Source organism: Saliphagus infecundisoli, from assembly GCF_020177375.1.
Lineage (GTDB): Archaea > Halobacteriota > Halobacteria > Halobacteriales > Natrialbaceae > Saliphagus > Saliphagus infecundisoli.
Genome location: NZ_JAIWHV010000002.1, coordinates 445,450 through 460,186, shown reverse-complemented (window position 1 = coordinate 460,186; position 14,737 = coordinate 445,450). Strand labels below are relative to the sequence as shown.

Annotated in this window: 17 protein-coding genes and 1 pseudogene; 8 read left to right on the top strand and 10 right to left on the bottom strand. The window is 69.2% G+C overall.

Going from position 1 to position 14,737, the window contains the following annotated elements:
• The first annotated feature begins 415 nt into the window (after positions 1–415).
• Positions 416–613, top strand: a complete 198-nt coding sequence (locus LCF40_RS07085; protein ID WP_114576964.1) for a DUF7511 domain-containing protein — start codon at positions 416–418, stop codon at positions 611–613.
• An 84-nt stretch (positions 614–697) separates the two neighbouring features.
• Here LCF40_RS07085 and LCF40_RS07080 read toward each other — a convergent pair whose 3' ends face one another.
• Positions 698–970, bottom strand: a complete 273-nt coding sequence (locus LCF40_RS07080; protein ID WP_114576963.1) for a PadR family transcriptional regulator — start codon at positions 968–970, stop codon at positions 698–700.
• Positions 971–1,087: 117 nt separating this feature from the next.
• Here LCF40_RS07080 and LCF40_RS07075 point away from each other — a divergent pair, with 117 nt between their 5' ends.
• The 4 genes from LCF40_RS07075 (at position 1,088) to LCF40_RS07060 (ending at position 5,704) form a co-directional block, all read left to right on the top strand.
• Positions 1,088–1,633 carry an NUDIX hydrolase gene (locus tag LCF40_RS07075; RefSeq protein ID WP_114576962.1) on the top strand — a complete coding sequence of 182 codons (546 nt, stop codon included), beginning with the start codon at positions 1,088–1,090 and terminating at the stop codon, positions 1,631–1,633.
• A gap of 123 nt (positions 1,634–1,756) precedes the next feature.
• A complete protein-coding gene (gene tgtA / locus LCF40_RS07070; RefSeq protein ID WP_224827896.1) occupies positions 1,757–3,223 on the top strand; it encodes a tRNA guanosine(15) transglycosylase TgtA in 1,467 nt (488 codons plus the stop codon).
• A gap of 43 nt (positions 3,224–3,266) precedes the next feature.
• Positions 3,267–5,024, top strand: a complete 1,758-nt coding sequence (gene arcS / locus LCF40_RS07065; RefSeq protein WP_224827895.1) for an archaeosine synthase subunit alpha — start codon at positions 3,267–3,269, stop codon at positions 5,022–5,024.
• Positions 5,025–5,119: 95 nt separating this feature from the next.
• The gene (locus LCF40_RS07060) at positions 5,120–5,704 is read left to right on the top strand and encodes an HdeD family acid-resistance protein (RefSeq protein WP_318247891.1); all 585 of its coding nucleotides are present in this window, start codon (positions 5,120–5,122) and stop codon (positions 5,702–5,704) included.
• 9 nt (positions 5,705–5,713) lie between these two features.
• Here the strand turns inward: LCF40_RS07060 and LCF40_RS07055 are convergent, their stop codons facing one another.
• Entirely contained in the window at positions 5,714–7,639 is a 1,926-nt protein-coding gene (locus tag LCF40_RS07055; protein ID WP_224827894.1) for a bacterio-opsin activator domain-containing protein, read from the bottom strand.
• A gap of 95 nt (positions 7,640–7,734) precedes the next feature.
• Here LCF40_RS07055 and LCF40_RS07050 point away from each other — a divergent pair, with 95 nt between their 5' ends.
• Positions 7,735–8,004 (top strand): hypothetical protein, encoded by a 270-nt coding sequence (locus tag LCF40_RS07050; protein WP_114576959.1) that lies wholly within the window; start codon positions 7,735–7,737, stop codon positions 8,002–8,004.
• Positions 8,005–8,167: 163 nt separating this feature from the next.
• On the opposite strand, the gene LCF40_RS07045 is transcribed toward LCF40_RS07050, so the two are convergent.
• From LCF40_RS07045 to LCF40_RS07035, 3 genes are all read right to left on the bottom strand, one after another.
• Positions 8,168–8,809, bottom strand: coding sequence for a helix-turn-helix domain-containing protein (locus tag LCF40_RS07045; protein WP_224827893.1), 642 nt, complete (start codon positions 8,807–8,809; stop codon positions 8,168–8,170).
• Between the two features lie 289 nt (positions 8,810–9,098).
• The gene (locus LCF40_RS07040) at positions 9,099–9,389 is read right to left on the bottom strand and encodes a DUF424 domain-containing protein (RefSeq protein WP_114576957.1); all 291 of its coding nucleotides are present in this window, start codon (positions 9,387–9,389) and stop codon (positions 9,099–9,101) included.
• The gene (locus LCF40_RS07035) at positions 9,389–10,150 is read right to left on the bottom strand and encodes a tetratricopeptide repeat protein (RefSeq protein WP_114576956.1); all 762 of its coding nucleotides are present in this window, start codon (positions 10,148–10,150) and stop codon (positions 9,389–9,391) included. Before LCF40_RS07035 ends, LCF40_RS07040 begins: the two co-directional genes overlap by 1 nt.
• An 84-nt stretch (positions 10,151–10,234) precedes the next feature.
• Here LCF40_RS07035 and thpR point away from each other — a divergent pair, with 84 nt between their 5' ends.
• The gene (gene thpR, locus LCF40_RS07030) at positions 10,235–10,792 is read left to right on the top strand and encodes an RNA 2',3'-cyclic phosphodiesterase (protein ID WP_224827892.1); all 558 of its coding nucleotides are present in this window, start codon (positions 10,235–10,237) and stop codon (positions 10,790–10,792) included.
• On the opposite strand, the gene LCF40_RS07025 is transcribed toward thpR, so the two are convergent.
• The 3 genes from LCF40_RS07025 to hisS all read right to left on the bottom strand — a co-directional run bounded on the left by LCF40_RS07025 (position 10,789) and on the right by hisS (position 13,193).
• The gene (locus tag LCF40_RS07025) at positions 10,789–11,103 is read right to left on the bottom strand and encodes a HalOD1 output domain-containing protein (protein WP_114576954.1); all 315 of its coding nucleotides are present in this window, start codon (positions 11,101–11,103) and stop codon (positions 10,789–10,791) included. The genes thpR and LCF40_RS07025 overlap by 4 nt on opposite strands.
• 107 nt (positions 11,104–11,210) lie before the next feature.
• The gene (locus LCF40_RS07020) at positions 11,211–11,855 is read right to left on the bottom strand and encodes a helix-turn-helix domain-containing protein (protein ID WP_224827891.1); all 645 of its coding nucleotides are present in this window, start codon (positions 11,853–11,855) and stop codon (positions 11,211–11,213) included.
• Between the two features lie 39 nt (positions 11,856–11,894).
• Positions 11,895–13,193 carry a histidine--tRNA ligase gene (gene hisS / locus LCF40_RS07015; protein WP_224827890.1) on the bottom strand — a complete coding sequence of 433 codons (1,299 nt, stop codon included), beginning with the start codon at positions 13,191–13,193 and terminating at the stop codon, positions 11,895–11,897.
• 209 nt (positions 13,194–13,402) lie between these two features.
• Between hisS and LCF40_RS07010 the strand changes: the two are divergent.
• Positions 13,403–13,681 (top strand): annotated as a pseudogene (locus tag LCF40_RS07010) (PadR family transcriptional regulator); the annotation flags it as partial.
• Between the two features lie 87 nt (positions 13,682–13,768).
• On the opposite strand, the gene LCF40_RS07005 reads toward LCF40_RS07010, so the two are convergent.
• A complete protein-coding gene (locus tag LCF40_RS07005) occupies positions 13,769–14,353 on the bottom strand; it encodes a DUF7411 family protein (RefSeq protein ID WP_224827889.1) in 585 nt (194 codons plus the stop codon).
• A gap of 1 nt (position 14,354) precedes the next feature.
• Complete coding sequence (locus LCF40_RS07000) at positions 14,355–14,711, bottom strand: DNA-binding protein (RefSeq protein WP_114576950.1); 357 nt, start codon at positions 14,709–14,711, stop codon at positions 14,355–14,357.
• Between the last annotated feature and the right edge of the window lie 26 nt (positions 14,712–14,737).

Below are 14,737 nucleotides of genomic sequence, written 5' to 3'. Positions count from 1 at the left end.
CCGACGAGGAGATGGGTGAGAACGAAACCGACGACGGCCTCAACGACCCCGACGACAACGAGACGGACCTCGACGACACTGACGACGATCTCAACGACACCGACGATGACGACGGGTTCGGCGACGACGACAACGAGACGAACGGCTTCGGCGACGACAACGAAAGCGACGACGGTCTCAACGACACTGACGACGACAACGAGACGGATGGCTTCGGCGACGACAACGACTCCGAGTACGGCAACGAGACGGACGACGACTGCGGCTGCTGAGCGCCCCGGCCGGGGCGAACTCCGCTTCTACCGAAGAGCGCTCGAGTGCGAACCCCGTCCGACGAGAACGATCCGGAGCCCTCTATAGAGGAACTAGCAGCGGTTTTATCTCCGGGTGACCCTCCCCGAACCGGAGAACACGCATGAACGGGACCACGGACGGCTCCGACGGTCGCCCCGGCGCGAGGGACCGAACGACGACGGTCCCTCTCGAGGCCGTCGTCGTCCGCTACGAGCACCGGCCCGATCGACGTACGCTCTCGCCGAAGGAGAGGGCGACGCGAACGGCCTGGCTCACCGCCGACCTCGAGGCGTTCGTCGATCTGGACGATGCCCGATAGCAACTCGGACGGACCGCTGTACGCCGTTTCCGGAACCGGCCAACGGCGAGGCGATCACACCGGGAAACAGGGGGTCAGTCCGCTTCAGACCTCGACATAGCGTTCGGTCCATTCCCGGCGTTCCTCCAAGGCGCGTTCGCCCCGGTCGGTGAGCGCGTAGTAGTTCGTCCGTCGGTCGCGTTCGCCCTTTTCGACGAGGCCGCACTCGACCAAGGCATCGAGGTTCGGATAGAGCCGGCCGTGGGTGACCTCCTCGACGTAGTCGTCGATGTCCGCCATGATCTCCCGACCGGACGGCTCGTCCGTGCCCGCGATGACGTACAGCAGGTCGCGCTGGAAGCCGGTGAGTTCGTCCATGGTCTCGAAAACGGGGAGTCGTCCGCCCCGACCTTCGTTACACGGCTGGTACACCGAATCAGGAACCGCGTAGCGACGGTAGCTCGCCTTTTTGTGGCGGCCGCCCGACCTCCGCCCATGGACTCCGAACTGGCGTGGGAGACAGTCGCACGGCGGACCGCCTATAGCTGTGACGGCTTCGAGATCCGCAACGAGCGGGTGGCCCTCCCCGACGGGACCGAGACCGAGTTCGACTACCTTTCGGAGCCCGAAAGCGTCTGTATCCTCCCCCTTACGCCCGACGACCGGGTCGTCTGCATCGAGGAGTGGCGCCAGGCCGTCTCCCGGGTCAACCGGGGCCTCCCCGTCGGCAGCACCGAACCCGACGACGACTCCCTCGAGGCCGCGGCCCGCCGGGAACTCCGCGAGGAGACCGGCCACGAGGCCGAGGACCTCGAGCACCTGCTCACCGCCGAGCCTGCAAACGGCATCGCGGACAGCGTGATCCACTTCTTCGTCGCCTCCGGCTGTCGGCCGACCGCCGCCCAGCAGTTGGACGACGACGAAACCATCCGCGTCGCCGAGACGTCCCTCGAGGACCTGCTCTCGGAGATCGAATCGGGCGACCTCCGGGACGGGCGAGCGATACTCGCGGTGACGTACTACCGGCTGTTCGGGGAGTGATCCGGGCCGCCGTACCCGTCCGCCGGGGAACCGCGATCCGTCTGCGGTTCTCCCGGAGTGATCGAGGGCGGCCCGGATGAAAGAACGGAACGGTTTACCGCCCCGCGGGCGAACGGCCACCAGATGCGCGATCGTTTCGAACTCCGAGAGACCGACGCCGGCGGGCGGATCGGCGAACTCCGCGTGCCGCGTGCAGGGGTCACCGTCGAGACCCCCGCCCTGCTGCCGGTCATCAACCCCAACATCGACACGATCGCACCGCGTCGGCTCGCCGAGGAGTTCGGCGCCGAGGCCCTCATCACGAACGCCTACATCATCCACGACACTCCGGACCTCCGCGAGCAGGCGCTTTCGGAGGGCCTGCACGGAATGCTCGACTTTCCGGGTGCGATCATGACCGACTCCGGCTCGTTCCAGCTGGCCGAGTACGGCGAGATCTCCGTGACCACCGAGGAGATCCTCTCCTTCCAGGCCGGGATCGGTTCGGACATCGCGACCCCCGTCGATCTCCCGACGCCGCCCGACGCCCCCCGCGAACGTGCCGCGGCGGACCTCGAGACCACCCAGGAACGCCTCACGGTCGCAGAAGGGGTTGACGTCGGCGACACCCTCGTGAGCGCGCCGGTTCAGGGCTCGACTCACCTCGACCTCCGGGAGGACGCCGCTCGCCACGCCGACGGCACTGACCTCGACGTCTTCCCGATCGGCGCGGTCGTCCCCCTCCTCAACGACTACCGCTACGCCGAGACGGTCGACGTCGTCGCGGCCGCCAAACGGGGCCTCGGAGCCGACGCGCCGGTCCACCTCTTCGGCGCCGGCCATCCGATGATGTTCGCCCTCGCCGCGGCCGCGGGCTGTGATCTCTTCGATTCGGCGGCCTACGCCATCTACGCCCGCGACGACCGCTACCTCACCGTCCGGGGCACCCGCCACCTGGCGGACATCGACTACCTCCCCTGTTCGTGTCCGGTCTGTCTCGAACACACCCCCGACGAACTCCGCGCGCTCCCGGACAAGCCCCGCGAGAAGGCACTCGCCGCCCACAATCTTCACGTGAGCTTCGCCGAGATCCGCCGGATCAGGGAGGCGATCCGGGAGGGGAATCTCTTGGAACTCGTCGAGGCCCGCGCGCGCTCGCACCCGGCGATGCTCTCGGGCTACCGCGCACTTCTGGAGCACGCCGACCAGTACGAACGGTCGGACCCAGTCTCGAAAGGGACCTTCTTCTACGTCTCCGCGGAGAGCGCCGCCCGGCCCGAAGTCCTGCGGCACCACCGCCGGCTCGAACGCCTTTCCGTACCGGACTCCCTGCTGCTCGCTGAGGGCGACGTCTCCGGCGGGGAGTACGACGAGGTCTGGACGCTCCGCCCGCCGTTCGGCCCGGTCCCGCCCGCGCTGGTCCAGAGCTATCCCCTGAATACCGACCCGCCCGAACGGCCCGACCGGGCGATTCGCGTCGCGGCCCTCCGGGGGGTCGCCCGGCTCGCCGAGGCGAACCCCGACAGCGAGCTAGCGGTCGCCCACGAGGGGTGGCCCCCCGGCATCCTCGCGGCGCTGCCCGATCGGGTCGAGACGATCGACACGAAGTAACGGAGACCGACAGCCTCTTTCGCCCGCTCGCGTCCATAGAGGTATGACCGACTACTTCGAGGTCCACGCCCGGGACGGGCCCGCCCGCCTCGGCGAACTCCGCCTCGATCCCCCGCTTGCGACCCCCGCTACCGTCGGCGACCGCCTCGCCGACGCCGGCTCGCTGTGGGCCGACGAACGCGAGGTACCCGAGGGCAGCGAGGGGGAGCTGACGGTGCTCCCCCACCGCGGACTCCCCGGCGGGACCCCCGAGGAGGTCCGCGAGTCGTTTTCCGTCGAGTATCCCGACGTCGAGTATCCCAGCGCCGCGGTGATCTCGAGTGCGTCGCCGGAGGCCCACGCGGTCGACGCCTACCTCCTCTCGGATGGCCAGTCGATCGTCGGCCACGGCGCCTCCTTCGTCTCCGGGATCGTCTCCGTCCGGGAGGCGCTCCAGCCCGACACCCTCCTGGTCCTCTCGGGAGTCGCCACGCCCAGAAACGTCGCGACGCTCGTCTACGCCGGCGTGGACGCGGTGGACGCCGCCCGCGCGACCGCCGAGGGCACTCGAGGCCGATACCTCACGACCGAGGGCGACCGCCGACTGTCCGATCTCGAGGAACTGCCGTGTGCGTGTCCAGCCTGCCGGACGCCCGTCGAGGAGTTCACCCGCGCCGACTGCGCCGAACACAACGAGAACGCCCTCCGTGCGGAACTGGCCGTCGTCCGCCAGCGGATCCGCGAGGGACGGCTCCGGGACTACGTCGAGGGCCAGGCCCGCCACGACCAGTGGCTCACGGCGACCATGAGAGAGCTCGACGACCGGTGGGGGTATATCGAGGAGCGCGCGCCGATCCTCCGGGAGGCCGAGATGACCGCCGCGACGGGCGACACCATCCGGCGACCAGAGATCCGCCGGTACGCCGACCGGGTGACGACGCGCTATCGCAATCGGTTCGAGAATCCGCTCGTGCTCGTCCCCTGTTCGGCCCGGAAACCCTACAGCGAGTCCAAGAGCCACGGCCGCTTTCACGACGCGATCGGTTGGCGGGCCCACCTCGTCTCGATGACCTCGCCCATGGGTGTGGTTCCCCAGGAACTCGAGACGACCTACCCCGCCCAACAGTACGACACGGTCGTGACGGGCCGGTGGACCGAAGAGGAGACGGCGTTCGTCGCCCGCGTGCTCCGGCGCTATCTCGAGCGAAACGAGTATCCCGAAATCGTCGCCCACGTGCCGACCGAGGGATATCGGGAGATCGTCGAGCGCGTCGAGAGCGATCTCGCCCTCGACGTCACGTACACCGTCCCGGAGGGCGCCCACCCCACGGACGAGAGTTCGTTGGAGAACCTCGCCGAGGCCCTCGCGGGCGAACTGAAGTACTCGAAACGCGAGCGCGAGCACAACACCGTCCGTGCGATCGCCGACTACCTCCTCGGGGACGGCGCGGGCGACGACCTCTTTCCCGACCTCCGGACCACGGGACGCTATCCGAAACTGCAGGTCCGCGACGGCGACGACACGCAACTCGCGACGATGGTGCCCCGCTACGGCACCCTCTCGTTTACCCTGGAGGGCGCCCGGCGGTGGGTCGAGAGTTCGGTCCCGACCAAACGCGTCGAGATCGACTCGTTTACGCCCCACGGAAGCGTGCTCGCGCCGGGAGTCGTCAGCGCCGACGAGGGAATCCGCGTCGGCGACGAGGTCGTCATCGAGGGACCGCGGGCGTTCGCGGTCGGGCGCGCGGAGATGTTCGGCCGGGAGATGGAAGGGAGCACGCGGGGCGTGGCCTGTGAGGTCCGCCACGTCGAGGAGCAGTGAGTTCGGAACGCGGACCGGTCGCCCGCCCGGAGTTACTGTCAAATCGTGTATCGGTATTATCGTCGTCGCCGGCGTACTGGTAGCCGGTGACACCCATGGCAGAATACACCGACGAGCAGTACGTATCGGAGGAACGAACCGAATCGATGCCCGCCCGGCGCCCGCTCGCGATCGCGGGGATCGTCCTCGGGGCGATCGGCGTCCTGGCGATCATCGCGCCCTTTCTCGCCGGGATCTCGATCGCCTACGCGATCGGCGCGCTCCTGGTCGTCAGTGGGGTCGTCAACGCGGCCCACGCGGTTACCGCCGGAAGCTGGCGGGGGCGGCTCTGGCAGGTCGCGCTCTCGGCCGTCTCCCTGATTGCGGGGCTGCTCGTCCTCGCGAACCCGGTCGTGGGGGTCGCGTCGCTGACGCTGTTGTTGATCGCGTACCTGGTGGTCGACGGCGTCGCCGAACTGGTCGTCGCCGCCCGGATGGCCGGAGCGGGTCGGGGCTGGATCGCCGCAAGCGGCGCGCTCTCGCTGATCCTCGGGCTGGCGCTGTGGGCCGGCTTCCCCGCGGACGCGGGCTGGGTGCTCGGCGTCTTCGTCGGCGCGAGCCTGCTCGCGACCGGGATCTCGATGCTGCTGGTCGCCTACGGCGGACGGACCGCCGGGTCGACGGCCGCGACGCCGATGTAACTCCCTTCTTTACTCCCGATCGAACGTCGCCTCGAACAGCTTTCGTTCCGCCGCCCGGAGGTGCTGGGCGAACGTCGCGGGGGCGATCCTCAGGCGTTCGGCGACCTCCTCGCCGGTCGTCGCCCGCGGCCACTCGAAGTAGCCCGCGTACGTTGCCGTCTCCAGCACTTCGCGCTGTCGCTCGGTGAGCCGGCGATCGAGGAGGGCGGTGCCCGGAAACGCGGGCGCCTCCCGGCTCGTCGTCCGTTTCGCGACGTAGCTCGTCTCGTAGCCCGACTCGAGGGCGTCGATGAGTCGGCGGGTGTCGGCCCCCTCGGGGAGTTCGACGACGAACCGGCAGTCGCCGTCGGCGATCGTCGCCGAGGACAGGCGGCCGCCGTAGCCCGCCAGCGTCTCGACGAGCGGGACCGCTCCGTCGGCCTCGAGTTCGAACCCGTAGCTCCCCTCCTCGCGCTCTATGACCCGAACGGAGACGAGGTCTTCCTCGCGCTCGACGGCCCCACACAGGCGCTCCTCGGGGACTCCGGTCGCGGTCCCGTAGGCGATCAGGCGGTCGTCGTGCCGGGAGAGGTGCTCGAACCGCAGGATCCCCCCCGACTCCCGCGAGCAGGCGACGAGCGCCTCGGGAAAGCCCTCGGCGCGGAACTCGAGTTCGACGACGGTGTCGCCCGCGAGCGCGGCCTTGCGCTCGATGGCCGCGATCGCGTGGCCGATGACTTCGCCCAGCCGCGAGAGGACCCGGGTCTCGTCGCCGGAGAAGGCGTCCGGGCAGGCCGCATAGACGTTGAGGAGCCCGTAGAGCAGGCCGTCGTGGGCGATGGGCACCGCGATGCTGGCCCGGTAGCCCCGCGCGACGGCCGCCTCGCGCCAGGGCTCGAAGTCCGGATCGGTGGTGATGTCGGTGACGACCTGGACTTCCTGAGTTTCGACCGCCCGCCCCGTCGGGCCGGCGGCGGTCTCGGCCTCGTCGGCCGTGATCCGGACCGCATCCAGATATCCCTCCTCGACGCCCGCCCAGACCCGCGAGATCACCCGCGTCCCGCCGGGCGCGAGTCCGCCGATCCAGACGAACCGGTAGGGCTCCGCGAGCCGGTCACAGACCCGCTGCTCGAGGGTCTGGCGGTCCGGCGTCGTGATCACGAGGTGGGTGATCTCCTGGCAGAGCCGGTTGAGTCGGTTGGCCCGCTCGAGACGGCGCCGGCGCTCGCGGCGCTCCGTGACGTCCTCCGCGATGCCGACGACCCGGCGGACCTCCCCGCCCTCGCGGATCGGGTACGCCCGATCCCTGACCCACCGGATCGAGTCGTCGGGACGGACGACCCGGTAGACCTCCTCGTACTCGTCGCGGGCGCGCTGGGGGATGGTCTCCCGGATCCGGTCGCGGTCCTCCGAATGGATCCCCTCCAGAAACGACATCGGTTCCTCGTAGAGGCTCTCGCGGCTACGCCCCCAGACCTCCTCGTAGGCCGGGTTGACGTAGTGTATCTCGTCGATTTCGACGGAGCTCATCCAGACGACCTCCTCCAGCCGTTCGGCGAACTGCCGGAACTTCCCGCCGGCCCAGGCCCGCTCCAGAACCGTCACGACGTCCTCAAGGAAGCCGATATCCGCCTCCGAGAGCTCCCGACTCCCGACACAGAGGACGCCCCGGGGGTCGCCAGCGGGACCGACGACCGCGCCGACCCCGGCCTCGCTCGCGACGACCCTTCCCTCGCCGGTCAGCGCCCGCTCGGCAAGCGAAGAGTCGTCGAACTCCCCCGCGAGGCGTTCGGGCCCGTCCGGACCGCGCTCGAACAGCGCCGCAGGCGCCGCCAACACGTCGCCGACGGCCGCGACCGCGTCGACCGCCAGCCGACGGCCGTCGCCCTCGAGCGCCCCCATCGCGATCCCCGCGACGGCCTTCCGGCGGTCGCGTTCGTCTGCGTCCACCCCCATTCGTTCTCTCGATGGACGCGGCCGAACGGCGTAAACGTAGCGCTCGTGCCGACGAAACCGGACGATCTAAACCGGCCGGTGCCCTCCCTCCGGCGATGAGAGGCCCCGGACTCCTCGGGATGATCGAGATCGCCGCCGGGCTCTCGATCGCCGGTCCGATGTTCATCGTCGGCGTCGAGTTCGCCCGGAGCGGCCAGTTCGCCCTCGGCGGGGCGATGGTGGGCCTCGGGTTCGTCGCGATGTTCTTTCCCTCCTATCTCCTCCGCCGGATCGGCGGCTGGCTCCGCCATCCGCTCGGCGGAAACGAGGACGAGGACGACGATCCCGGGCGTTCGAGCCTGCTGGACCGTTTTCGTGGCGAGTGAGGACCGATCGATCCGGTCGCGTGAGCCTCCGATACGGACACGATCGGCGAGCGACCTCGAATTAGATATCGCGATATGAAGTTTATCACCCCGTTCTCGGCGGAGAGACGCGTCTCCGTCGAACCCCGCCGCAAGCGCCCGCACGGATGCTGAATCGGCCGAATCAGGCCATCGTGGCCGCGGCGCCGTCCCCGAGCTCGGAGCTGACCAGCGTGCGGTAGGCCCGCCGGAACCGCTCGGAGAGCGCCTGGTGGGAGATCCCGAGTTCGTCGGCGAGCTCCGCGAGCGAGACCCGGCGAGGGATCTCGAAGTATCCGCCCTCGATCCCGGCGGCGAGGGCCTCGTACTGCTCGGCGGTCAACCCCGAGGGCACGCCCGCCGCGGTCGGCTCCGAGAGCCGGAGGACCTCGACCTCGATGCCGGCCTCCACCAGCCCCGCGTAGATCTCGCGGGCGTCCTCCCGGCGGAGGAGCCGGAGACTGACGGTCCAGGCGCCGCTCCTGCCCGCGGCCTCGAGGACCGTCCCCCGGCGGTCGGCGACGGCCTCGAACAGCGTCGCGAACGCGCCCGCGAACCCGACCTCGTAGAGCGCCCACCCCTCGCCCGCCGCGATCCACTCGAGGTCCGGGACGGTCGGGTCCGCGCCGAGGGCCGCCTCGATTGTGCTACGGTCGCCAGCCGTAACCAGAAGCCCGATGCCGCCAGCGACGACGGGCTCCAGCTCGCACTCGAGGTCTGGCCACTGCTCGAACGCCCCGCCACAGGCGATTCCGTCGCCGGACAGCCGGAGTTCGGTCGTCGTCATGAATTCGCTCCTCGGAGGGTAGCGGGATTCAACTTGCCTCCTAAAGGGTTTGGTCCCGACGTCGCAGTCGCCCGTTTTCCGCCGTTTCGGACGGCCGAGCGCCATCGCGACTGCGGCCGGAAGCCGACGGCATCCGAGCGCCGGTAAATCGTATGGCGCGATATAGAATCGTGCCCGCCGGCCGAAACGGTGGGCGGAGAGCGACCGAGGTCCGTGCGCTCACGGGTCGTTCCTCTCCGTTCGCAACAGCGCGGTTCTCGCTCACTTCGTTCGCTCCGAACCGCGCCGACTACATCCAGAGGAGCTGGGCGTGACGGGTTCGGCCGACCTCAAGGACGTTTGCCTCGTCGATGAACCCCTCCTCGACGGCCAGTGCGACGGCGGCCTCGCCGACGATGTTCGCGATCGAGGCCCGCGCCAGCGAGTCGGCGGCCGACTCCTCGTCTACCGTGGATCCGCCGTAGAACTCCTCGGTGACCGTAAGCGAGATCTCCCCCGAGTCGAACGTCTCTCCCAACACGTCGTCGTCACAGATCGTGACCAGGAGCCCCTTCTCGGTCTCGCGTTCGCTGACGATCATCACTCGACCAGCCGGTCGTCGCCCTCCTCGCGTTCGTCCATCATCCGTTCCTCGGCGCGCTCGCGGAGTTCGTTCGCCTCGTCGGCGATTTCTTCGGCCTCGTCGTACTCGCCCAAGTCCTCCAGGATGTGGGCTTTCGTCTCGAGCACGCGGGCGTCGCGGTTGCCTAGCCGGATCGCGTTGTCGATGCAGTGAAGCGCCTCCTCGGAGAGCCCCCGCTCGGAGAGGAAGAAGGCACGATTGTACCACGCCTGGGGGAACCGCTCGTCGATCTCGACGGCGCGTTCTGCGTGCTCTAGGGCCTGGGCGGTCTCGCCGAACTCCCAGAGGGCGTAGGCGAGGTTCGTCTCGGCGCTCGCGGCGTGTTCGCTCGAGTCGTCGATCGAGAGCGCTTCCCGGTGAGCGCCGATCGCCTCGTCGAACTCCTCTAACTCGGCGTGGGCGACGCCCTTGTTCACCCAGGCCTCCTGTTCGAGCAGGTCGTCGTCGGCGAAGTTCGCGGCACGCTCGAACGCCTCGGTGGCCTGCTCGAAGCGGTTGATCCGCATGTAGTTCAGGCCGACCTCGAGCAGTTCCCCCGCGTCTACCTCCTCGCTGCCGACGTTCCGGCGGTCGAGCAGGTCGGTAACGACCCGCGAGTCCACGGGATCGACCTTCGTCGGGTCGACGTCGAGTTCCGGCGGATCGAGGTCGAACTCCTCGTAGCTGCTCTCGACGTCGTCCTCCGAGAAGGGGTTTCTGTCGTCCGTTCGGTCGGTCATTACCCGGATTTGGGTCGGCGGACTGTTAAGGTCTGCGACCCCGGCGGCCGTAGGTTCAAGACCGTTCGAGGCGACTCCTCTTCCATGCGGCTGTTCGTCAGCGTCGATCTGCCCGACGGCCTCGCGAGCGCCGTCGCGGACCTCCAGGCGGAGTTCGAGGACGCCTCCGGGCTGAGCTTCACCGACCCCGAACAGGCCCATCTCACGCTGAAGTTCCTCGGCGACGTCGAGGCAGCGTGCCTGCCCGAACTCGAGGCGGAACTCGCGGCCGCCGTCGACGAATCCGAAATCGGCCCCTTCGATGCGCGCTTCGAGGGGCTCGGCGTCTTCCCCGAGATGGAGTACATTACCGTCGTCTGGCTCGGCGTGAGTGCGGGCGGCGACGAGCTACAGCGGCTCCACGAGACGATCGAGGATCGGACGACGGCGATGGGGTTCGAACCCGAACCCCACGAGTTTACCCCCCACGTCACGCTCGCGCGGATGGACCACGCCGGCGGGAAGGAACTGGTCCAGGAGGTCGTCCGCGAGCGCGATCCCACCGTCGGGGAGAGCCGCGTCGAGGCGGTCAGGCTCACCGAGAGCCGGCTCGAACGCGAGGGACCGGTCTACGAGACGGTCGCGTCGTTCGCCCTCGGTTAGCGGGCGGCGTTCCCCTCGCCGCGAGGGGAGACGACGACGCGGCCGTCGCCCTCGCGGGCCGCGACGGTCACGCGCCACTCGCCGACCGGAAACGAGACCGTCCCCGAGCGGGTGGTCCCCGCCGACCGCGTCGCGAAGACGGCGTCGAGCGCGCTCGTATCGACCGCGTCGTACAGCGAGTCGAGTTCGGTCGAGTCGCGGCCGGTGGCCGCAGCGAGCGCCTCGGCGACGGCGACGGTCACCGAACCCTCGCCGATCTCGTGGCTCACGGTCGGCCGCTCGTCGCGACGGACCCCGTCGGCTCCCCCCATCAGCGTCCCCTCTCTCGTCCGGCCGGCCGGAGCCGGCAGAGGATCGTCGTCATCAACGATGGAGACGTCGGCCCCGGGAGTGATTCTGGCGGGTCTATGTAGAACCCCTACTTCGCGATCGTGTTCGCGACCAGCCGGGAGAGCCCCCGGCGGAGCCGCCGGGAGATCGCGCGCTGGCTGACGCCGAACGCCGTCGCCAGCTCGCTCTGGGTCACGCCGCGGGGCTCCTCGAAGTAGCCCCGATCGTAGGCGAGACGAACCGTCTCGAGCTGGGCGTCGGTGAGCTGGTAGCCCGAGCCGGCGGCCCGCTCCCGGATTGTCGACACCCGGCGCACCTCGATCGGAAGCTTCCGCTCCCGGCAGTACCGCTGGAACGCCCGTACCCGCTCGCGCTCGGGAAACCGGAGCTCGAATCGCCACCCCTCCTCGCCGCCGACCGCCTCGACGATCGTCGCGCCCGTCTCGACCAACCCCGTGACGATCCCCTCGACCCGGTCGTCCCACCGGGCCCGATAGAGCCGGTCGCCCTCGACCCGCGAGACGACCTCAACGCCCCGGACCGCGGGGGTCGCGAGCACCGCCCGCTCGAAGCGCTCGAACGACGAACAGTTCCGGACCCAGAAGAAGGGGAGCACCCCCTCGGTGGTCGGCACGATCCGCTCGAGCTCGATTCCGAGCCCCGGATCCTCCGGGATCGCCATTCCGAGGGGAAACCCCTCGACGGGCAGCCGGACGTCGACGATCGTCGCCATGGGGGGCCTACGTCCGGCGCGAAGAAGTATCCGGGGCCCTCACTCGAGGTCGGCGAGCGTCGGGCGCTCGTGGTCGCCGGGGAACCCCTCGACGGGAACCTGGAGCTGATCCCCCGATTCCATCTCCTTTACCGTGACCTCGTCGTTGGCGAGGTCCTGCTCGCCGACGATGACGACCGTCTCGGCGTTGATCGAGTCGGCGTACTCGAGTTGGGCACCGAACGAGCGCCCGGCGACGTCGCCCTCGACGACGTGGCCCCGCTCTCGCAGCTCGCGGGCGATCCGGGCGGCGGTGGGTCGGGTATCCCCGACCTGCAGGACGTAGTAGTCGGTCTCGACTGCCTCCTCGGGCCAGACGCCCGCGCGCTGACAGAGCAGGGACAGCGTCGCGTGGCCGGGCGCGACGCCGACCGCGGGGGTGGGCTGGCCGCCGTAGGACTCGATCAGGTCGTCGTAGCGCCCGCCGCCGAAGATCGATCGGGAGACCTCGCCCGCCGAATCGAAACACTCGAAGACGACACCGGTGTAGTAGTCCAGGCCGCGAGCGGTCTCGAGCGAGATCGTACAGTACTCGCGGGCGCCGAAGTCCTCGGCCGCCGCGAGGACGTTCCGAAGGTTCTCGACCGCGGCATCGACGCGCTCGGCGTCGGCGAACTCGGCGACCTCCTCTAGATCGCCGCCCGCGATCAGGTCGGCGAACTCGGCGGCCTGGTCGTAGGTGAGGCCGGCCTCGACCAGCAGGTCGTGGTACTCGGCCTCCGCGAGCGCGTCGCTCTTGTCGACCGCGCGGATCGCGTCCTCGACGTCGACGTCCGCCTCGTAGGCCTCGAGAACTCCGCCCAGGACGTCGCGGTGGGAGACCCGGAACTCGAAGTCCTCGCCCGTCAGGCCGAGCCCGGTGAGGGCGTCGGCCGCCCAGGCGAGGATCTCGGCGTCGGCCGCGGGTTCCGCGGAGCCGAAGACGTCGACGTTAGTCTGGTAGAACTCGCGCTGGCGGCCCTGCTGAACCTGCTCGTAGCGCCAGAACGGCCGGGTCGAATACCACTTGATCGGCTTCGAGAGCTCCTGCTGTTTGGCGACGACCATCCGGGCGACCGTCGGCGTCAGCTCGGGGGTCAAAGCGACGTGGCGGCCGCCCTGGTCCTCGAAGGAGTACAGCTCCTCGACGATCTCGTCGCCGCTCTTGTCGGTCCATAGCTCGGCGCGTTCGAGGGCGGGCGTGGCGATCTCCCGGAACCCGTAACGTCCGGCCGTCCCTTCCAGGACCTCGATCGCCTCCCGGCGGGCGGCCATCTCGCCGGGGTAGACGTCCCGAAAGCCCTTGATCCGGTCGTACATGCCCGCCCGTTCGGTCACGGGTCACTTCTGGCTTCCGTTCGCCCCCTCGGCGGGTTCGTCCCCGACGCCATCGCCCCACGGTCGCGCGATCCCCGCCCGATCAATCAGATACTCAGCTATCTACGATTTCGAATATGAACGGGCGAAAATCGGCGTTCCGAGTGCGTTGATCCAGTATCTTTAACGTGCTCATTGTCGTAGATGGTCCCATGTACGACCTGACCGGGTTCCAGCGCGACCTGTTGTACGTGGCCGCCGGACTCACCGAGCCCCACGGGCTCGCGATCAAGGACGAACTCGAGGACTACTACGAAAAGGAGATCCATCACGGACGGCTCTACCCCAACCTCGACACCCTGGTCGACAAGGGGCTTCTCGAAAAGGGGGAGGCGGACCGCCGGACGAACGTCTACTCGGTGACCCGCCGGGGTCGCCGCGAGATCGAGGCCCGCCGGGAGTGGGAGGCCCAGTACGTCAGCGACCTGCTCGGAGAGGACGACCTTGAAGCCGAAAGCGAGAGTGCGGACGGAAGCAGCGAGGAGGGGGAGGCGACGAGCGACGCCGACGAGGAGTAGCTACCGGACGCCGGTGACGTGGGTCTGTTCGTGGTCGGGGAAGTACTCCTCGATCGCTCCGCCGTCGTCGGCGACCAGCGCCCGGAGCTCCGCCTCGTAATCCGCACGCGTGATTTTCGCACTCGGGCCGACGGTGACGTCCAGCTGGGCGTCGACGAGGTCGTCGACGGCGCTCCGGCCGAAGCCCGACAGCGGCGCGATGTAGTCGACGTCGTGGCGGTCCTCCAAGCTCTGGGCCTGGGCCCGCGAGACCGTCGGCACGCGGTCGTCCCGGCGGGTTCCGTCAGCGACGGCGTCGAACCCCTCCCGCGCCACGGCTTCCAGGGCGTGGCGGTGGACGTGCTCGATGCCGTGTCTGGGGAAACCGTCCTCGCGGATCCGGTCTGCGGCCTCGCGGGCGACGTCGCAGTCGAGTTCGATCCGCTCGAAGGGGAAGTCGAGCTCGCGGGCGGTCGCCCGCGCGTGTTTCCAGTCGTCGGTCACCCCGAAGTGGGCGGTCGCGAGCGTGACGTCGTAGAACTCCGCGAGGAGCAACGCCGCCAGCGTCGAGTCCTTGCCGCCGCTGTAGAGCAGGCCCAGCCGCATCCTACCGCCGGCGGATGTCGAAGCTCTTCTCCTCGGGTTTCAGTTCGTTCAGGATCTGGCGCATCTTCTCGTCGTCGATCTTGCCCTGGATCCGCCCGCTCTGGGCTAAGGCGACGACCTGCTGTTCGACCTTCTCGCCGAAGTCGGGCTTGCTCATCTTGACCGTGTTGAGCCGCTTTCTGGCGTCGTCGGAGAGATACTGGCGCAACAGGGCCTTCTTCTGGGCCTCGGCTTGCTGCTGGGCGGCCTCGCGCTGAGCTGCGGCCTCCTCGCCGCCCTCGCCGCCGGCTTGGTCCTGGAGCTCTTCGAGTCGTTCCTCGCGGAGTTGCTCGAGTTCGTCGTCGGAGTTCTCGCTCATACGTCGGGGTTGCGCCGCCGGAGAGA